This window comes from [Flexibacter] sp. ATCC 35208 (assembly GCF_001975825.1).
In the GTDB taxonomy this organism is placed as follows: domain Bacteria; phylum Bacteroidota; class Bacteroidia; order Chitinophagales; family Chitinophagaceae; genus Chitinophaga.
Window position 1 is genome coordinate 1 of record NZ_MTKN01000093.1, and the last position, 18,897, is coordinate 18,897.

Genomic DNA, 18,897 nt, shown 5'->3' on the forward strand with positions numbered 1-18,897 from the left:
CCCCTTTACCTTTACCCCACATTTCTCCACCACACTACTTACAGCCAAACCCTTGCTGCCACTTCAACTCTGCAAGGTATTGTAAACACGATTCTTCATCTGGAAAATGTCTTTGAAAACTTTCAATTGTGACGCCCTTAAACATAGTTTTTTTTATAAAGCTATGATAGCACTACGCCGTATATTTGCGTAACGACCCGTAAATGGGTAATTCTATTTATTTATTCATTTTCGCTTAAAGAACACAAACCCATTTTTCTCTCCTATCACTTCCAGATTCGGATCCTTCCTCCACGGCTCACTATCAGTAATTCTACAAATAAAATACGTGGGCTTATCTACCGGTCCTTTCAACAGCCACTCCTGATTATAATAATTCTTATTTGTCGCCGGCAACTTCTTTGTATAAAACAAATGCGCATAACTATGATATTTCAACACCTGCACATAATCATCCTTTCCCTGAAACGACTCAAAAAACTCTATCGCCGCTCTCTGTGAAAACGCCTCTATCTTGGGTGTAAAATGCACCACCGTAATCTGAATCGCCCCTATCGTACTTACAAATAACATCAACATGCCCACCTTCACTTTCTTATTAAACAACAACACGGCACTCACAATCACCAGTAACAAATACACTGCCCCATACGCACTCTCCCACAATGAAAACGATACATCTGCCTGCAAATTAGCCTTCGCAAATTTATCTCCAATTGCAGATATCAACTGTTGCTTATACACACCTACTATCGGCAATAAAGTGATTGCCGTGCCTATCAGCATTCCAATCAACAACATCAGCACAATATTCCATGCGTGCAATACCACTTTCCCTTCTGCAATTCTATATATCTGCCACGCTGCCAAAAAGCTCAATGGAAAATAACACAAAGAAGAATAATGCACAATCTTCGTCTCCACAATAGAGAACAGGATTAACACCACCCAAAACAACACCCACATCCATGTTCTGAAATCTCTCACCTCTGCACCCTGTGCGCCACCATAAATAGACCGATCTTTCTTTCCCCTGAAATAACTGAATAGGAATATACTCGCAGGGAAACAACCCACCAGCAATACAATCCAGTGATAAAAGAAATTCCCCCCATGTCCTGCATCAGGCGTAGTGAGCAAACGGATCTGATAAGTCACAAACTCATTGATAAACCACCAGCCATGAGTCAGCAGTTCATACCCAAACCACAGCGCTGTAGTAATAAAGGCAAACAAAGTGATCAGTGCCAGCTGTGGCAGCTTAATCCCTGTTTTCCCTTTCTTCACAATCCAGTATACGATGAAAGTGAGCAGACTCACCAGTATAGCCACCGGCCCTTTCGTCAGTACCGCCAATCCCAGTGCAACACCACCCAGGATAGCAATCCTGTTTGGCTTTGCCGAATAAGGCACGCGAAACACACAGTAAATTGCTAAGAATATGAAATAATTGAAAGTCGGATCAATAATCCCTGACTTGAAATAAAAATGTGGTAACCAGGAGCCGGCATATGCCAGTGCCCACCATAAGCCCATCTTTTCATCAACCAGCTTTTTCCCAATACCAAACAGCGTAACGATGGTAGCAATACCAATGATGGCATTAGGAAAACGTGCGGCAAATTCATTGACACCAAACAGGGCCATACTAATGGCCTGCATCCAGATAAATAATGGCGGCTTTTCCCAGAAAGGGGCAAAGTCGATCTGAACCTGAGAGTAGTTGTGTGTTACCAGCATCTCCCTTGCTGCCTCCGCAAAGTTGATCTCGTCCCAGTCAAACAGGTGCACATGCCCCAGAAAAGGGACGAACAGGATAGCAGCCGCAATGGCGATAAGCAGGTATTTCATTCCGTAATTTAGATTGATCTGTTAAGACTCCTTTATTCTTCCTGATTAACAAATCAACAAAAATAGCTAAATCAACTAAGACGAATAGCCGCTTCGGGAATAATTTCGGCAGGTGTATTCCCTTTTCTTTTATCGAATACCATGTAAAGCAGGATACTGCTGCATGTACCGATAATACTTCCTACATACACATCGATAAAGAAGTGCTGCGCCAGATAAATTCTGGACCAGGCAGCACAAAATGCCAGCATGATGAACACCAGTCCCATCACCTTATTACGGCTGATCAGGGAAAGAAAGCAAAACATGGCGAAGGCAGTCGTGGTATGACCGGAAGGGAAGCTGCATCCTCCGTGAACGGTTACCCATTTTACGGTATGAATGATGGCTGGATCTTCGAAGTATTTAATAGGTCTGGGAGCGTTGAAGTAATGTTTGGCAGTTTGTACCAGGATGGTCACCAGCAGCAGGATACAACCTGCATTGAGGAACATCCGGAACTTACGCATGGCCAGGATCACCACCAGCATTATGCCAAAGGTGATACCGTCGCCCACGTAGGTGAGACATGACATGACAACGTCGGCCCAGGGAGCGTGAAAGCTGTTGATAGCCAGAAATAATTCTTCATGTGTGAAGAAGAAAATTTGTAGGATGGCTCCTGTTACTACCCATAACAGGAATGGTGCAAAGAACCATACGTTCTTGCTGAACAGTGTAACAATCGTTTTCAATTGTCGTGAATTTTAACGTTGTAGGTATGCTGAGTAGTTTCCCTTTTTTAGTCCCGCAATTGGTCTTGACGTAGTACCCGTATGACATTTATGGGCACATCAATTTTTATATGCTCATTTTGTCAGCTGGCATTGGATACCTGTAGTTCGCAGGCTAAAATAGTGTAACTACTCAGGTTGTAGGTTTGAGTGTATTTCTTATAAAGAACTTTTTTATCCTGTTGAAGATCCTCACATAGAATTCTTTATTGAACAGGTTGGAGTCGTTCATGGCTTTCACGATCAGGAATACGGCGATGGGGATCAACACGATGTTTGACAACCACATGCCACTCCAGGTAGCCATTACGTCTTTACGGGCCATTTTCTCGCCCGTCATAAAGAATATATTGAAGATCACAAAGAATGCAACGGCAAAGATGAGCGGGGTACCCAGGCCACCCTTACGGATGATAGAGCCCAGGGGTGCTCCGATCAGGAACATCACGATACAGGAGAAGGCCAGTGTAAATTTACGCTGCCATTCTACCTTGTGCAGGATCAGGGTATTGTGTTTATCCTGGAATTCCTTGGCAGGGCCTTCCAGGTTACTCTGACCATCACGAACACTTTGTTCTGTTCTCTCGAATACAAAACGACGGGCATCTTCAGGCACCAGGTCCCTGAAGTTCTTTGTTTTGATAGGAGGGGCGGTCGCCAGCCAACCGGTATCTTTCCATTGTCCGAACGGATAGCGGCTGGTAATATATACATTCACTGTACGGGTAAAGACTTTTTCCTGTTCCTTCAGTGAATCGATGGCTTTATCCAGTTGTCTTACATTCAGCATTTGCTGGTTAGAGGCGAAGAGGCCCATATCCAGGCGGCTGAAAGCAAAAGAGCTCAGGTCAAATGCTTTTTTATACTGGCTGAAGCCCAGTCTGATCAGGTCACCTGGCTGGTTGAAGTTGCGATTGCCGCGTTCTTCATAGCGCCAGCCGTTTTCCAGGATAAAGTATAAGAAGCGTTTGTCGTTAGACAGTACCATTTCGCCTTTTTTGGCAAGGATCAGTTTGTCGCCGCCACCTGGGCTATGATCGATGATCATGACCTGGTGGATAGTTTTGTTATCCTTTTCCTTGTTGGCTACTTTGATGGTATAGTCCGGAATATCTGTATAGAACACGCCAGCCTTGATATTGAAGGCGGGTTTGGAGTTCGTAATATCGTAGAGGAGTGATTTGGCGCGGAGGTTTGCCACCGGCATCACATAGTTGTTAAAGAGGAAAGCCAGCACAGCGATGATGGAGCAGCAGTACAGTACGGGGCGCATGAAGCGCAGCAGGGAGATACCAGACGATTTGATGGCAACGAGTTCAAAGCTTTCGCCCAGGTTACCGAAGGTCATTATAGAAGACAGGAGTACCGCCAGCGGGAGTGCCAGAGATACCAGGTTAGCGCTGGTATAAGTGATCAGTTCGATGATCACGGGTGTATCCAGTCCCTTTCCCACCAGGTCATCAATGTATTTCCAGAGGAATTGCATGATGAGCACGAACAAGGTGACAAAGAAGGTAGCCACGAAGGGCCCCAGAAATGTCTTTATAATTAGCTTATCCAGTTTTTTCACTCCTGCTCTAACGTTAAGGTGCTGTTTATTAGTACTATTCTTTGGTTTTATGCCTGTGCAGTGAAAAAGGCATAAAACCTTTTCCCTGCTAAAATGACCGCTGTCTGTGTTGTTGCAATTGCATATCACTGTAAAGCGGGCATTTACAATGGGCAAATTTAACATGATTTCCGATAGTCTTGAATATCGGCGTTTAAAATAAGGTTAAATTTATCTTTGCAGCTATGAACAAAGTAATCCTTACTGTTGAGGAACAGGCACTTGTATCAAATCCTGACTGGATTTATCTAAAAAATAACATTCTGCAAAAGGTGATGAGCCTGCTGGGCGACCTGCATGTTGCCTTACAGGCAGCACTTCCCCTGCAGGAAATGTCGTTTCCTGGAGATGGGGGAGGTAAACTGAGCAAGGGAGAACGTTACAAAGATTTGCCTTATATCATGCTGGATTATCCACGCTACTTCAACCGTGAGGATATTTTTGCATTCCGGACCATGTTCTGGTGGGGACATTACTTTATCGCCACGCTGCATCTCGGCGGGGAGTTGAAACTGCGGTATTCACAGACAATCATCGATAGCTGGCAGGCACTATCTGCTGCCCGGTTTCAGATCTATGTAAGAGAGGACGATCCCTGGCATCATGATTTTGAGTATGGGAATTTCATTTCTATATCAGATTTGCCGGTATCGGAATTTGAAATGCTTATACACCGGCTTCCATTTATTAAGATCGCAAAGCCCTGGCCATTAGAGAGCTGGGAAGGACTAATACCTGGTGTAGTGGACGATTATACACTACTACTACAGTTATTGTGCGGCTTTTGAAACGGTTGGTGTTAATTGCCAATACGGTGGAACAGGTCTTTTACCTGGTAATCCCATAGTTGGCTTTGGTCAGCTATTTCTTTTTTCTCTGCAAAATCCCTTACAATAAGGATTGTCTCGTTAGTTACTTCAGAAATGGTAATGCGAAATTCAAAGAATTCTTCTTTGGGCGCATGTTTCCAATGTAAACGAATAAACTCATCTTCTTCCTGTTCCAGCACCTCCGCTTCTTCAACAGATCCATTCCAGGAGAAGGAAAATACGTTGTCCCTGTAATCTACTTTATCCGCAAACCACTCCTGTAATCCAGCAGGTGTGGATAGGAATTCATATAAGATACTGGGTGAGCACCGTACGGGGTATTCCAACTCATATTGCACTTTCTTAGACATCGCTCAAAGTAATTAGTAAATCAATATCATCTGGCTGCAATTATAGAAAAATATTTATTCTGTCAAAATTATTTTGCATTTTTTTTTAATAATTGCCCAAATCTTTTTACACTTTATAAATAACAATTCTATTATGAAAATTAACGATACATTAGCATTTCGCAGCACTTCTTTCACAGCAATTTACTGTCAGATGAGCATTTCAGCCTTCTAATATGTACGTTGTGAATGGTGAAACGTTTTTGCTTAAAAATGATTCAACAAGTAACAATTTATTTTGGCTACTATCTAAAAAAACTTATTTTTGTCTGGCATTCATCAAAAAGGTAACGTTTTTTTCACCTGTAACTGTTCCGAGTCTTTATGTCAATGCGCCAACTCAAAATCACTAAGTCCATCACTAACCGTGAGTCCCAATCACTGGAGAAATACTTACAGGAAATTGGGAAAGTAGACTTAATCACGCCGGAGGAAGAAGTGAACCTGGCTATCCGCATTAAGCAAGGAGATCAGAGAGCACTGGAAAAGCTTACAAAGGCTAACCTGCGCTTCGTGGTATCTGTTGCCAAGCAATATCAGAACCAGGGTTTATCTCTCAGTGATCTGATTAATGAGGGCAACCTCGGTCTTATTAAGGCTGCACAGCGTTTCGATGAAACACGTGGTTTTAAATTTATCTCTTATGCCGTATGGTGGATTCGTCAATCTATCCTGCAGGCATTGGCAGAACAAAGCCGCATTGTTCGTTTACCGCTTAATAAGGTAGGTCTGAGCAATAAGATCAGCAAAGCATACTCTCAACTCGAACAGGAATTTGAAAGAGAACCTTCACCAGACGAACTGGCTACTATTCTCGAAATCAATACAGAAGAAGTTGAAGCCACTTTAGGTGTTGCCGCACGTCACGTATCTATGGATGCACCTTTCATCGACGGAGAAGACAATTCCCTGCTGGATGTACTGGCTAATCCAAATGCAAGCAGCGCAGATGAGGAACTGGATCACCACGATTCACTGCGTCGCGAAATTGAACGTTCTTTATCTACACTCACAGATCGTCAGAAAGATGTAATTATGCTATACTTTGGTATCGCAGTAGAACATCCGATGTCTCTGGAAGATATAGGGGAGAAGTTCGGTCTCACCCGCGAAAGGGTTCGCCAGATCAAAGATAAGGCGATCACCAAGCTGAGAACTACCAGCCGCAGCAAACTGCTGAGGAACTACCTGGGCAACTAAGTAAGATTTACGTTCATCATATTGAAAAAGGATAATACCAATCGGTATTATCCTTTTTTTATTTCAGGCCGATATAGTTCGGCTTCGCTACTTCCTTAGCGCTCTCAGGGAGATAAGCCGCCTATAACCCGCCCATAAGCCGCTTATAAACCGTAGATAACCCGCATCTATAAAGAGGCGGGTTATCTACGGGATAGGTACGATTTACCTATGGGTTATGGCCAGGATCGCCGCGAAAAAACTTCCTTCTCTTCGTCACCAGTAGCCACCTGGCCAGATAATCCTGCTTTTGCCGAAGGCGGGCGGGGGATTATTAGATATTTCTTTTCGCTACCTTTTTATTATTTTTGCAACCCTTAAGCTATTTCCCGGCTTAATTAAAAACAGGTTTCTGATGTTTGAATCATTATCAGAGCGGCTCGACTCCGCCTTCAAGCAGTTGAAAGGTGAAGGCCGTATCAGTGAAATAAATATTGCCAGTACCGTAAAGGAAATCCGCCGTGCGCTGGTAGATGCTGACGTTAACTATAAAATCGCGAAAGACTTTACCGACAGGGTAAGGGAAAAAGCGCTGGGTGAAAAGGTACTTACTGCCATTTCTCCGGGTCAGCTCATGGTGAAAATCGTGAAAGACGAGTTGGCAGAACTGATGGGGGGATCCGAAGTCGAACTGGATATCAAATCCAATCCTTCAGTTATCCTGATTGCAGGTCTGCAGGGTTCCGGTAAAACCACTTTCTCCGGTAAACTTGCTAACTTTCTCAAAACTAAAAAAGGTAAAAAGCCCCTGCTGGTGGCAGCTGACATCTACCGTCCTGCGGCGATTGATCAGCTGAAAGTACTGGGCGAGCAGATTGGTGTAGAAGTTTACAGCGAACCTGAGAACAAGGACGCTGTGAAAATTGCCCAGAATGCAATCGCACAGGCTAAGCAGAATGGTAATACTGTCGTGATCATCGATACCGCCGGTCGTCTGGCAGTCGATGAAGTCATGATGACGGAGGTAGCCAATGTAAAGGCTGCTGTAAAACCAAACGAAATCCTCTTTGTCGTGGATGCCATGACAGGTCAGGATGCCGTAAATACTGCCAAAGCCTTCAATGAACGCCTGGACTTCAGTGGGGTAGTACTCACAAAGTTGGATGGTGATACCCGTGGTGGTGCTGCATTAACTATCAAATACACAGTTGAGAAGCCCATCAAGTTCGTGAGCATGGGCGAAAAGCTGGATACCCTCGATGTGTTTTACCCTGAGCGTATGGCACAGCGTATTCTGGGTATGGGTGATATCACTACCCTGGTAGAACGCGCGCAGGCACAGTTCAACGAAGAGCAGGCGAAGAAGCTGGAAAAGAAGATCCGTCAGAACCAGTTCGATTTTGATGATTTCCGTGAACAGCTGAACCAGATTAAGAAAATGGGTAACCTGAAAGACCTGATGGGTATGATCCCTGGTATTGGTAAGGCTATCAAAGATATTGACATCAGTGATGATGCGTTCAAAGGTATAGAAGCTATTATCGGCTCTATGACCCCGTCAGAGCGTAGCAATCCAGACCTGATTGATGGCAGCCGCCGTCGCCGTATTGCGAAAGGCGCCGGTAAAGACATCCAGGATGTGAACCAGTTTATGAAACAATTTGAACAAATGCGCCAGATGATGAAACAAATGAATAAATTTGGTGCGGGAGGTAGAGGTCTGAGAGCAATGGGCAAGTAAAATATTCATGAAAATGGGATTTACCAACTGGGATGAAAACCATTTTCAGGAAAAAAAAGCCAGCTTTAGGAGCGAAACCAGATAAACTGGAAACAAAACTTTTTGCAGCAAAAGGGAATTTTTAACAGAAAATATTTTGAACTAATCCTTTTTAAGATTACTTTTGCTGCCCCAATTGAATAATATTTTTTAACAACTCGCAAAAAAATAATTCGAATTATTTATGCCAGTCAAGATCAGATTACAACGTCATGGCGCTAAAAAGAGACCTTTTTATTTTATCGTAGTTGCCGATGCTCGCGCGCCAAGAGACGGTAAGTTCATTCAGAAGATCGGTACTTACAATCCACTGACAGTTCCTGCCTCTATCAACATTGATACTGAAAAGGCACTGCGTTGGTTACAGAAAGGTGCTCAGCCAACTGATACCGTTAGAAGAATCCTGTCTTTCAAAGGTGTGCTTTACCTGAAGCACCTGTTGAGAGGTGTAAAGCTGGGCCTGTTCGACGAGCCTACTGCTTTCCAGAAATTCGAACAATGGCAGGCTGAACACGAGCAGAAAGTTGCTGCACGTCGCGATAGCCACAAGAAAGCCAGAATCGCTACACCAATTGTGAGAAGAGTAGAAGACGCTTCTGCTCCACAGGAAGGTGGCGAAGCTTAATCAGGCTTTCAAATAAAATACTGAAAGGGAAATACTCAAGGGTATTTCCCTTTTTACTTATTAGTCGTCAGATAATGAATAATTACTTTAGCATAGGTAAACTGGTTTCTGTATTTGGATTACAGGGTGAGTTTATTCTGAAGCATAGCCTGGGCAAAAGGGCATCCCTGCAAGGGGTGGAAGCCATCTTCCTGGAAGAGCGTAAGAATAGCTTTATACCTTATTTCGTACAGAAAGCCAGTGTGAAGGACCATGAACATACCTTTGTGAAGCTGGAAGGCATTGACACCAAGGAAGATGCGCGTAAGCTGGTACAAACGCCTGTTTACCTGGGTGAGGCAGATTTTAAGGCACAGGCAGCGTCGTCTGCTCCGCTGGCCATGCTGGGTTATGCTGTGCATGACAAAGAGCTGGGCGAACTGGGGGTGATAGAAGAAGTGATCGAAATGCCGATGCAGGTATTGCTGAAGATCATGTATAAGGAGAAAGAGGTGCTGTTGCCACTGAATGAGCAATCGCTGATAAAGGTGGATAAGAAAGGACAGATTGTGCATGTAGACCTGCCTGAAGGATTGCTGGATATTTATCTGGATTAGAATTATTAACACATGAGGATCGATATTATTACCGTACAGCCAGGGTTGCTGGAAAGCCCCTTTTCGCACTCGATATTAAAGCGGGCGCAGACAAAAGGATTGCTGGAAATACACACCCATAATCTCCGGGATTATTCTACCCAGAAGCAAAAGCAGGTAGATGATTATCAGTTCGGGGGAGGGGCAGGTATGGTGATGATGCTGGAGCCGGTAGTAAGGGCCATTGAGACCCTGCAGGAGAAGATCACCTATGATGAGGTAATCTATCTTACACCGGATGGCGAGACCCTGAACCAGGGAATTGCCAACCAGTTGTCGCTGAAAGGGAACCTGCTTATGCTGTGTGGGCATTATAAAGGGATTGATGAGCGGATCCGACAGCATTTTGTGACGAAGGAGATTTCTATTGGCGACTATGTACTCTCCGGCGGCGAGTTGGCGGCAGCGGTACTGGTAGATGCGATAGGTCGACTGATTCCGGGAGTGTTGAATGATGAGCAATCTGCCTTGCTGGATTCATTCCAGGATAACCTGCTGGCGCCACCGGTATATACCCGTCCTGAGGAGTTCAGGGGCTGGAAGGTACCGGAAGTGCTGATGAGCGGGGATCATAAGAAGATTGATAACTGGCGGCATGAGATGGCCCTGGAAAGGACTAAGGATCGCAGGCCTGATTTGCTGGATAAGCACTAGGACAAGCAGGTTATTGGTTAATCTTCCCTTATTAAAGCCACCAGCAAAGAGTTGCACTCATTTATCCTGCTTTGTATTTTACCTGCATTCGCAAAGCAAATTTTGACAGCAACTTCATCCATTAAAAAAGTTAAGCTAAAATTGAACTCATTTTCAATTAGTTAAAAAATTATTCCTTAATAAAAGGCACTGTTATTTGGAAGTTGTGGATTTCTCGATTACCTTTGCAGTCCGATAAATAAATTTGAAAGATGAACGCGATTTCTTTTGTTCACGAGCAACTGACAGGTAATACAAAAAAATACCCTAAGTTTAAAGCCGGTGACAATGTCACTGTAAACTATAAAATTGTTGAAGGTAACAAGGAAAGAATCCAGTCCTTCAAAGGTGATGTAATCAAGATCCAGGGTACTGGTTTTACTGCATCATTCACAGTAAGAAAGATCTCTGATGGAATTGGTGTAGAAAGAGTTTTCCCTCTGTTCTCTCCAAACATCGATGGTATCGTACTGAACAAAGTTGGTAAAGTAAGAAGAGCAAGACTGTTCTACCTGCGTGAACGTGCTGGTAAAGCTGCTCGTATTAAAGAAAAAAGGGTTTAGTATAAATACAGGGAAATTAGTGATAACGGGGACCATTCCGGTTCCCGTTTTTTTTGTCACTTCCCGGTACCAGCAACCTCTACTCATGTTAATCTGACTACTGCAGGGAAATTTCCCTTGTTGACCCCGTCTGCCTACTCTTAAAATGGAATTAAAGTTTCTCTGATCTTCGAGCAGTACAATTGAATCCCGGATTATATTACCTATCTTTGTTAGCTTAACATTTTAAAACAGAGAAAATGACTGCCGTTATTGTAAAATCACCACTGTTATTGTTCCAGGATCTGGGTATGAGCGAACTGTTGTTGATCGCCCTGGTTGTATTACTGTTATTTGGCGGTAAGAAAATCCCTGAACTGATGCGCGGACTGGGTAAAGGTATCCGTGAGTTCAATGATGCCAAGAACAATGTACGTAAGGAGATCGAAGATGGAATGAAGGAAACACCTTCAACTACAGATCAGAAAGGAGCTTAATTCCTTCCCTGTACTTTACTGACTAAAAAATATCAAACAAAAGGAGAAGTCGTGCGCCTATGATAGTCATAGACTAGCATTTCCACGTCATAAAACCTGAAGTACGCCACAACCTGGACGCAACACTTTTTGTGTCCGGCTTACGAGTTTGACCTGATATTTTATTTTTTCAAGCAATTAACTGGTTTGGCTTTGTCTGAATTCAGCAGTATATCGGCTTTTCATGAAGCATTATACGCCGGCAGAACAACCTGTACGGAAGCGGTGCAATATTACCTTGACCGTATAGCAAAGACAAAACATCTGAATGCATACCTGGAGGTTTGGGAAGAGGAAGCTCTTCAAAAAGCAGCCGAGCTGGATGTCCGTTTACAAAACGGGGAAAAGCTGGGGTCGCTGGGGGGCGTTGTGATCGGGATTAAGGATGTGATCTGCTACAAAGGGCATAAAATAAGTGCGGCATCTAAGATGCTGGAAGGGTTTACATCTATGTATTCTGCCACCGCTGTCGAAAGATTGCTGGAGGCAGATGCCATTTTGATAGGTAATCTCAATTGTGATGAGTTCGCAATGGGGTCTACTAATGAGAATTCGGCACATGGACCAGTACTCAATGCATTGGATATCACTCGTGTACCTGGTGGTTCATCAGGTGGTTCGGCGGTAGCGGTGCAGGCAGATCTGTGTATGGTAAGCCTTGGTAGCGATACCGGTGGTTCTGTACGTCAGCCAGCGGATTTCTGTGGAATAGTTGGCTTAAAACCGACTTATGGCAGGATCTCCCGCTATGGACTGATCGCTTATGCGTCCTCTTTTGATCAGATAGGTATCTTTGGCAGGAATGTTGCAGATGTGGCAGGTGTACTACAACAAATAGCAGGGCCCGATAACTATGATAGCACGGTATCTTCAGAAGAAGTGCCTGATTATCAGACGAGGGAACACAATAAATCGTGGAAAATCGCGTATTTAAAGGATGCGATATTTCACCCTGGATTGGACCCCGAAATGAAAGAGGAGTACCAAAGCTTTTTTGAAGAACTGAATGCCTCAGGGAATTCAGTGTCAGCGGTGGATTTCGCCTATCTTGATTATGTAGTTCCTGCTTATTATGTATTAACTACAGCAGAGGCTTCATCCAATCTTTCCCGTTTCGATGGGGTAAAATATGGACATAGGACACCGCTTCAGAATTTAGATTTAACAGATTTTTATAAGAAAAGCAGATCGGAAGGTTTCGGTATAGAAGTAAAACGACGTATCTTACTGGGCACTTTCGTGCTAAGCGCAGGATATTACGACGCTTACTTTACGAAAGCGCAGCAGGTGAGGAGACTGGTGGTCAACAAATTATCAGAAATCCTGTCAACTTATGATGCGATTTTGATGCCAACTGTGCCGTCGACAGCTTTTAAAATAGGGGAGAAAACAGATGACCCTATTGCCATGTACCTGGCAGATATCTATACGGTACTGGCAAACCTGGCCGGAGTTCCGGCAATTTCCGTACCTTTGCAGCGGCATTCAAACGGGATGCCTTATGGTGTACAGATCATCACAAAGAAATTTAGCGAAGCGAACCTGTTAAATATTGCAGAGACAATTATGCAATCAAAGCAGGTCACTCCTGTTTAAAATATAATATGTGTATGAGGAAAATCTTTTTACTATTGCTGTTACCAACTTTGGGTGCATGGCATTTTGAAGCGAATGGTGGCAACGGCATACCTAAGAAGGTGGTTACTCCCATAGGAGGCCCAGATACTACGGTATTGAACCACAAAGTTCGGTTACCCAAGGACACAATTGTTGTTCCTTCAGTAACCTCTCAGGCCGTGCGTCAAAACGCACAGAGCCTGCCGTCCAGCATCAGCAATCCAAAGGTCTATGAACAGATCAACAACAACATTGTAGCTGGATATATCAATAACTTTGCCAGCAGGTATAGCCAACATCTGCAGGTAATGATTTCCAGAGGTCAGCCATACTTTGTGATGGTAGAAAAGATCTTTAGAGAGCATGGTATTCCTGAAGAAATGAAGTACCTGGCGGTTATTGAGTCTAGTTTTAACACCAACGCCCGTTCCCGTGTAGGGGCTGTAGGCGCCTGGCAGTTTATGTCGGGTACTGCACGCATCTTCGGTCTGAGCGTAGGTAAGAAAGTAGACGAACGTAAAGACTTCTACAAATCCACTGTAGCAGCGGCTAAGTTCCTCAATGAACTGTACAACCAGTTCGGCGATTGGTTACTGGTAGTAGCGGCATACAACTGCGGTCCAGGCGGCGTACAACGCGCTATGGCAGCAAGTGGACGCAGCGATTTCTGGGGCATGCAGTATTTTCTGCCTGCTGAATCCAGGAACCATGTGTACAAATTCATCGCGACCGGTTACATCCTCGATAGGTTCAATACCTTCTTCGGTGTGGGGAACGATGACAACAGTGATCATCCTGGCATAAGCACAATCAATGTTCCGGCTTCCTCAGTAGCCTACACTTCAACTGAACTGACAGAAGAAGAAATGTACAATACTGTAGAGTTCAACATTTCCGGCAAATACCGCCTTGATGCAATCGCTAAGAAACTGAATGTAGAACAGGCACAGCTGGAACACCTGAACCCTGATTTCGCAAGAACGATGTCAGGACCAGATAATAGCTATGACCTGCGCATTCCAAAAGACAAAATGAAACAGTTCCAGGCAGAAAAAGAAGAGATCCTGAAAGAATCTCTGGCCCTGATGCTGGATGAAAAAGCGACAGGAGTAGATAAGTCTAAGTTTCCACCGCCGGCTAAGTTAGTGCTGACACCGGAAGCAAAGGCAGCAGCGAAAGCGAAAGCAAAAGCACCGGTTGCTAAGAAGAAGGCAGCAGCTGCTAAGAAGAAAGCGCCGGCAAAGAAAGCGACAAGTGGTAAGAAACCGGCAGCCGCAAAGAAGAAGACAACGCATAAGAAGTAAGATATTACAGCAATCAAAAGATATTGCAACAATAAAAAAGCCGCTCGTAACGAGCGGCTTTTTTTATTCTTTAGTTCCGAATTGGTTCAGGATTGCGAAGCAATCCTGAACCAATTCGGCTTGTATTTAAGCCTTTATGCATTGCTTACCTGCAACTTATTCGCTGAGATCTTCTTGACCAGATCCAGCAGTGGCCCTGTCATAAATGTTGTCGTCAGCGCCATCAATACGAGCATCGCAAATACCTCGGGAGATAAGATACCGAGATCATACCCAATATTCAACACCACCAGTTCCATCAACCCTCTTGTATTCATGAGCGCACCAATCGCCAGTGACTCAGCCCATGGTTGCCCCATCAGTTTTGCAGTCAATGCACTGCCACCCAGTTTACCACCTACAGCTACCAGCATAATCAGTCCAAACGCAGCCCACAGGTGACCCTGTCCCAGTAAACCGATCTGCGTACGTAAACCTGTAAATGCAAAGAAGATAGGTAATAACAAGAGTACACTTACATCTTCCAGTTTATCTGTCAGCAGCTTTTGCACAGATGCTTCTGCAGGAATGATCACACCTGCCAGGAATGCACCAAACAAAGCATGAATGCCAATCGTCTCTGCTATAAATGCAGACAGCAACATGAGGCAGAATGCTACCGCTACGGTTGCTTTTTCTTTGCCAGCTGCCAGCAGCTGTGGTATTTTCTTCGCGAGGAATGGCTTGATCACATACAGCATTACACTCAGGAACGCCATTGCCATTACCAATGTAATGAGGGCACTCCATATGGAACCTGCTTTTACAACTGTAATCACTACAGCAAGAATACACCATGCTGTCACATCATCCGCTGCTGCACAGGTAATAGCCAGTATACCCAGTGGGGTACCTGTCAGTTTCCTTTCCTGTACGATACGGGCCAGTACCGGAAATGCCGTGATACTCATGGCGATTCCCATGAACAGGGCGAAAGACAGGAAGCTCACATTCGGTACTGAGAATTGTGTATACAGATTATACGCCAGTAATACACCAAGAAAGAAAGGCAGTACAATGCTCGCATGACTGATCATGACCGCATCATGTGCTTTATTTTTTACTTTAGATACATCCAGCTCCATCCCTACTACAAACATGAAGAAGGCCAGTCCGATCTGACTCAGAAACTGGAGGTTCTTAAAACTGTCAGGAGGGAAGAGGAAATCTTTTCCTTCAGGCCACAACATTCCAAAGAGAGAAGGCCCAAGGCATACGCCTGCAATAATTTCCCCTACTACCGATGGTTGACCAATGCGATTTGCCAGCCAACCAAATATTCTTGCTACCAGTACGATGACGAGTACCTGAAATAATAATAGGGAAAGAGGCTGTTGCATATTGTGTAATAAGGTAGCACCGATACCTGTACCAGCAGCTGCGCCATGAGCAGCAGCGGGAGCATTAGGTAACAGACTAGCCGCACCGGTCTTCAGGGGCAATAGGTTGCCCTGCCGGATCACGAGCCAGGTAAGGCCGCCAAATACGCCGATGATGGCTGGGTATAACAACAGTTTCTTTCGCATAGTCACAATTTTTATTGATCAAACAACAAGTCTATCAACCGAAAGATAATGATAATCTTTAATTGCTACCGCACTGTACTTTCAGCGAACAGTGCTCCAAACCCATTGCTGTAAATGAAAGCAAGGATTTTGTCAGCCCGGAGGTGAAGGATTTTTATCAAATACCATGGTTAGTGATGAAGGCAAAGTATTATCCAATAAGGCGTGCAGGATTATTGCTTCAAATGACATCAAATGAGAGGCTGCCTATAACAGCAAGGGTATAATCGATGAGGCGTGCTATATTAAAAAAGTATGAATCTTTTCAATTTCACTTAGTAGTTTGTAACTTCTATAATAACTTGTCTAGCATATGGATACCAGGAGAGACTTTCTAAAAAAAGCCGCATTATTATCCGGTGGCGCCGGACTGGCGGGCGTATTGCCCCCTGCCATTCAAAGAGCATTGGCCATTGACCCTGCTCCCGGCACTACATATCTGGATGCTGAGCACATCGTGATCCTTATGCAGGAGAACAGATCATTTGATCATTGCTATGGTACGTTGCGTGGTGTACGTGGCTTCAATGATCCACGTGCTATACAGTTGCCGAATAAAAATCTGGTATGGCTGCAATCGAACAAGGAAGGAGAAACCTATGCACCTTTCCGCCTGGATCTGAAAGATTCAAAAGCAACGTGGATGAGCAGCCTGCCACATAGCTGGGAGAACCAGGTAGATGCACGTAATGGTGGTAAGTATGATAAATGGCTGGATGTAAAACGCTCCGGCAATAAAGCATATGCACACCTGCCGATGACCATGGGGTATTATACAAGAGAAGATATTCCATTCTATTATTCACTGGCAGATGCTTTCACAATTTGCGATCAGAACTTCTGTTCCTCACTCACAGGTACGACGCCGAATCGTTTGTATTTCTGGAGTGGTACGATACGTAACCAGGAAGGGATTCCGGCAGTGCGTAACAATGAATGTGATTATCCTGAACCAGGTAGCTGGACCACGTATCCTGAAAGACTGGAAGATGCCGGTATTTCATGGAAAGTGTACCAGAATGAACTGAGTGTGGGTGTAGGTTTAGATGGGGAAGAAGATGCATGGCTGGCGAATTTTACAGACAATCCATTGGAGTTCTTTACTCAGTACAAACCGCAATTATCCGAAGCTCATTTGCAATATGTGCAGCGAGAAATTGCACGTTTGGAAAAAGAATTAGAAGATAAAGCACTGCCACATGATGAGAGAGCTGATCGCGAAGAGAAACTGGCAGAATGGAAAAAACACCATGAACAGTACAATGCAGAGAAGTATGCTGCATTGTCTCAACGTGAAAAGAACCTGCATGACAAAGCTTTTGTAACGAATAAGAAAGACCCTGATTACCATAAACTCACCCCACTGCATTATCATGATGGCAATGTAGAAAGAGTGGTGAATGTACCCAAAGGAGATGTGTTATATCAGTTCCGCGAAGATGTGAAAACAGGGCAGTTACCGACTGTATCGTGGCTGGTAGCACCTGAAGCATTCTCTGATCATCCTGGTTCTCCATGGTATGGTGCGTGGTATATTTCGGAAGTAATGGATATACTCACACAGAATCCGGATGTGTGGAAGAAGACGGTGTTCATTTTAGCATATGATGAAAATGATGGTGACTTTGATCATGTGCCACCATTTGTACCTCCGCATGGAGAGGGCCATGGTAAAGCGTCTAAAGGGATTGATCTGGCAGCGGAATTCGTAACGCGTGAGCAGGAGATGAAGAAGAAAGGTTGGGAAGAGGAAGATATACGCGAGAGTGTAATTGGATTAGGTTATCGTGTACCATTAGTCATCGCATCGCCATGGAGTAGAGGAGGAGTGGTGAATTCACAGGTGTTTGATCATACTTCTACCTTACAGTTCCTGGAAAAATTCCTGGAGCATAAAACGGGTAAGAAAGTGATAGAAACGAATATCAGTACATGGAGACGTACGGTGTGTGGGGATCTGAGTTCAGTGTTCCAACCATTTACAGGAGATAAGCCGACGGAGCTGAAGCCGATTGTGCGGGATGAATATATTCAGACGATTCACATGGCGAAGTTCAAAGGGATTCCTGCAGGGTTTAAGTTATTGACAAAAGATGAAATTGCAGCTATCAATGCAGATCCTGCGAATGCACCATATATGGCGAAGCAGGAAAAGGGAACGAAGCTGTCATCTGCATTGCCGTATGATTTGCATGTAGAAGGGATGTTGAGTAAAGATAAGGAGCATTTTAAAATCAGCTTTGGCAGTGGCAAAGGGGTAGGTGCGCCATTCAATGTATATGCGCATGACATTGCAAAGAATTGGGCTTATACGGTTGCAGCAGGAGATACTTTGAAGGATGAGTGGCCGTTGACGCAGTTTGAAAATGGAGCGTATTATTTGAGTGTGTATGGGCCGAATGGTTTCTTAAGGGAGTTCAGAGGGAACAGTAAAGATCCGCAGGTGGAATGCGTGTGTAAGTACGAGGTGAATGCGAAGATTGCATTTCATTTGAATAATCTGGATAGTAAGAACCACAAGGTCTTTGTGAAGGATAATGCTTATAAGAGAGGAGAACAGCAGGAGTTTGTGTTGGGGGCAAAGGCAAAAAAACAGGTGATGTTTGCTTTATCAGATCATGGTGGTTGGTATGATTTCAGTGTGATTGTGGATGGTTGTGCAAGGAGGTATGCGGGCAGAGTGGAAACAGGAGGGATGAGTATTACTGATCCGGTAATGGGGCGCACGATATAAAGTAAAATACTGGGGGCTGACCCAAAAGTCAAAAAGGGCTTTTTGGATCAGCCCCAATTTTTTTCGACTGGTTTCATATTTTTTTGGCACAAACAAACTGTAGAGCGGTTCAAAAGGAGTAAACATCATTTTTGTGGTCGATTTTGCCTTTTAGGCAGCTATATGGATGCTTTTGAGATGGATTTTGCGCAAGTTT

The 18,897-nt window shown here is 44.2% G+C and carries 16 protein-coding genes; 11 read left to right on the top strand and 5 right to left on the bottom strand.

Translation table 11 applies throughout. From position 1 onward, the window contains the following. Positions 1-225: 225 nt before the first annotated feature. The 3 genes from BW716_RS32070 to BW716_RS32080 all read right to left on the bottom strand — a co-directional run bounded on the left by BW716_RS32070 (position 226) and on the right by BW716_RS32080 (position 4,194). The gene (locus BW716_RS32070; protein WP_083730144.1) at positions 226-1,851 is read right to left on the bottom strand and encodes a glycosyltransferase family 39 protein; all 1,626 of its coding nucleotides are present in this window, start codon (positions 1,849-1,851) and stop codon (positions 226-228) included. A 71-nt stretch (positions 1,852-1,922) separates the two neighbouring features. Next, positions 1,923-2,585 carry a phosphatase PAP2 family protein gene (locus BW716_RS32075; RefSeq protein WP_083730145.1) on the bottom strand — a complete coding sequence of 221 codons (663 nt, stop codon included), beginning with the start codon at positions 2,583-2,585 and terminating at the stop codon, positions 1,923-1,925. A gap of 172 nt (positions 2,586-2,757) precedes the next feature. Next, a complete protein-coding gene (locus BW716_RS32080; protein ID WP_083730157.1) occupies positions 2,758-4,194 on the bottom strand; it encodes an LptF/LptG family permease in 1,437 nt (478 codons plus the stop codon). A gap of 224 nt (positions 4,195-4,418) precedes the next feature. Here BW716_RS32080 and BW716_RS32085 point away from each other — a divergent pair, with 224 nt between their 5' ends. Continuing rightward, complete coding sequence (locus tag BW716_RS32085; protein WP_083730146.1) at positions 4,419-5,021, top strand: hypothetical protein; 603 nt, start codon at positions 4,419-4,421, stop codon at positions 5,019-5,021. Positions 5,022-5,032: 11 nt separating this feature from the next. On the opposite strand, the gene BW716_RS32090 is transcribed toward BW716_RS32085, so the two are convergent. Then, the gene (locus BW716_RS32090; RefSeq protein WP_083730147.1) at positions 5,033-5,413 is read right to left on the bottom strand and encodes an START-like domain-containing protein; all 381 of its coding nucleotides are present in this window, start codon (positions 5,411-5,413) and stop codon (positions 5,033-5,035) included. Between the two features lie 369 nt (positions 5,414-5,782). Here BW716_RS32090 and BW716_RS32095 point away from each other — a divergent pair, with 369 nt between their 5' ends. From BW716_RS32095 to BW716_RS32135, 9 genes are all read left to right on the top strand, one after another. Beyond that, on the top strand, positions 5,783-6,652 hold the full coding sequence (locus BW716_RS32095) for an RNA polymerase sigma factor RpoD/SigA (RefSeq protein ID WP_072365353.1): 870 nt from the start codon (positions 5,783-5,785) through the stop codon (positions 6,650-6,652). 394 nt (positions 6,653-7,046) lie between these two features. After that, positions 7,047-8,372 (top strand): signal recognition particle protein, encoded by a 1,326-nt coding sequence (gene ffh / locus BW716_RS32100; protein ID WP_083730148.1) that lies wholly within the window; start codon positions 7,047-7,049, stop codon positions 8,370-8,372. Between the two features lie 223 nt (positions 8,373-8,595). Next, the gene (gene rpsP / locus BW716_RS38780; RefSeq protein ID WP_083730149.1) at positions 8,596-9,036 is read left to right on the top strand and encodes a 30S ribosomal protein S16; all 441 of its coding nucleotides are present in this window, start codon (positions 8,596-8,598) and stop codon (positions 9,034-9,036) included. A 74-nt stretch (positions 9,037-9,110) separates the two neighbouring features. After that, positions 9,111-9,632, top strand: a complete 522-nt coding sequence (rimM, locus tag BW716_RS32110) for a ribosome maturation factor RimM (protein ID WP_083730150.1) — start codon at positions 9,111-9,113, stop codon at positions 9,630-9,632. A gap of 12 nt (positions 9,633-9,644) precedes the next feature. Beyond that, positions 9,645-10,325, top strand: a complete 681-nt coding sequence (trmD, locus tag BW716_RS32115; RefSeq protein ID WP_083730151.1) for a tRNA (guanosine(37)-N1)-methyltransferase TrmD — start codon at positions 9,645-9,647, stop codon at positions 10,323-10,325. 251 nt (positions 10,326-10,576) lie between these two features. Continuing rightward, positions 10,577-10,927, top strand: coding sequence for a 50S ribosomal protein L19 (gene rplS / locus BW716_RS32120; protein ID WP_083730152.1), 351 nt, complete (start codon positions 10,577-10,579; stop codon positions 10,925-10,927). Positions 10,928-11,166: 239 nt separating this feature from the next. Further along, positions 11,167-11,403 (top strand): twin-arginine translocase TatA/TatE family subunit, encoded by a 237-nt coding sequence (locus BW716_RS32125; RefSeq protein ID WP_072365366.1) that lies wholly within the window; start codon positions 11,167-11,169, stop codon positions 11,401-11,403. A gap of 192 nt (positions 11,404-11,595) precedes the next feature. After that, positions 11,596-13,038, top strand: a complete 1,443-nt coding sequence (gene gatA / locus BW716_RS32130) for an Asp-tRNA(Asn)/Glu-tRNA(Gln) amidotransferase subunit GatA (protein ID WP_083730153.1) — start codon at positions 11,596-11,598, stop codon at positions 13,036-13,038. 14 nt (positions 13,039-13,052) lie between these two features. Next, positions 13,053-14,363, top strand: a complete 1,311-nt coding sequence (locus tag BW716_RS32135; RefSeq protein ID WP_179091367.1) for a lytic transglycosylase domain-containing protein — start codon at positions 13,053-13,055, stop codon at positions 14,361-14,363. A gap of 134 nt (positions 14,364-14,497) precedes the next feature. Here the strand turns inward: BW716_RS32135 and BW716_RS32140 are convergent, their stop codons facing one another. Continuing rightward, positions 14,498-15,928 carry a cation:proton antiporter gene (locus BW716_RS32140; RefSeq protein WP_083730155.1) on the bottom strand — a complete coding sequence of 477 codons (1,431 nt, stop codon included), beginning with the start codon at positions 15,926-15,928 and terminating at the stop codon, positions 14,498-14,500. 352 nt (positions 15,929-16,280) lie between these two features. On the opposite strand from BW716_RS32140, the gene BW716_RS32145 reads away from it, so the two are divergent. Continuing rightward, entirely contained in the window at positions 16,281-18,701 is a 2,421-nt protein-coding gene (locus tag BW716_RS32145) for a phosphocholine-specific phospholipase C (protein ID WP_083730156.1), read from the top strand. Positions 18,702-18,897: the final 196 nt, after the last annotated feature.

Excerpts from the sequence above, each read along its gene's own strand:
- BW716_RS32070 (WP_083730144.1), bottom strand. The coding sequence starts at position 1,851 with ATGAAATACCTGCTTATCGCCATTGCGGCTGCTATCCTGTTCGTCCCT.
- BW716_RS32085 (WP_083730146.1), top strand. The coding sequence starts at position 4,419 with ATGAACAAAGTAATCCTTACTGTTGAGGAACAGGCACTTGTATCAAAT.
- BW716_RS32090 (WP_083730147.1), bottom strand. The coding sequence starts at position 5,413 with ATGTCTAAGAAAGTGCAATATGAGTTGGAATACCCCGTACGGTGCTCA.
- BW716_RS32095 (WP_072365353.1), top strand. The coding sequence starts at position 5,783 with ATGCGCCAACTCAAAATCACTAAGTCCATCACTAACCGTGAGTCCCAA.
- ffh (WP_083730148.1), top strand. The coding sequence starts at position 7,047 with ATGTTTGAATCATTATCAGAGCGGCTCGACTCCGCCTTCAAGCAGTTG.
- rpsP (WP_083730149.1), top strand. The coding sequence starts at position 8,596 with ATGCCAGTCAAGATCAGATTACAACGTCATGGCGCTAAAAAGAGACCT.
- rimM (WP_083730150.1), top strand. The coding sequence starts at position 9,111 with ATGAATAATTACTTTAGCATAGGTAAACTGGTTTCTGTATTTGGATTA.
- trmD (WP_083730151.1), top strand. The coding sequence starts at position 9,645 with ATGAGGATCGATATTATTACCGTACAGCCAGGGTTGCTGGAAAGCCCC.
- rplS (WP_083730152.1), top strand. The coding sequence starts at position 10,577 with ATGAACGCGATTTCTTTTGTTCACGAGCAACTGACAGGTAATACAAAA.
- BW716_RS32125 (WP_072365366.1), top strand. The coding sequence starts at position 11,167 with ATGACTGCCGTTATTGTAAAATCACCACTGTTATTGTTCCAGGATCTG.
- BW716_RS32135 (WP_179091367.1), top strand. The coding sequence starts at position 13,053 with ATGAGGAAAATCTTTTTACTATTGCTGTTACCAACTTTGGGTGCATGG.
- BW716_RS32140 (WP_083730155.1), bottom strand. The coding sequence starts at position 15,928 with ATGCGAAAGAAACTGTTGTTATACCCAGCCATCATCGGCGTATTTGGC.
- BW716_RS32145 (WP_083730156.1), top strand. The coding sequence starts at position 16,281 with ATGGATACCAGGAGAGACTTTCTAAAAAAAGCCGCATTATTATCCGGT.